The organism is Niallia sp. M35, from assembly GCF_050971705.1.
Classification (GTDB): Bacteria; Bacillota; Bacilli; order Bacillales; family Cytobacillaceae; genus Niallia; species Niallia circulans_A.
Window position 1 is genome coordinate 1 of the sequence record NZ_JBPCEP010000059.1, and the last position, 265, is coordinate 265.

The 265-nt window shown below is 43.4% G+C and carries 1 pseudogene; it reads left to right on the forward strand.

What is annotated here, in order from left to right:
- Positions 1 to 52: 52 nt before the first annotated feature.
- Positions 53 to 265: pseudogene (locus NiCM35_RS26745) on the forward strand (hypothetical protein); the annotation flags it as partial.

Genomic DNA, 265 nt, shown 5'->3' on the forward strand with positions numbered 1-265 from the left:
TGGCTATACAGAGAGGAACGCGGGAAAGAGTCTGGAAGCATGGGAAGATCTTATGCAGGAATCCAAGAAAAATATCCAAAGCTACCAGACGCAAATAGAGGATTTATTAACATTGTTTGAAAACTATGTGGCTGATACAACGGCCTACATTACCCCTATTTCCAGAAACAGCATGATGAGAGTCGATCGGAACGATATTTGGGGGAATCTCACCCAAATTGAATGGGGAGTAACCTATAGACTTAGCCGCGCCATTCAGGAAACA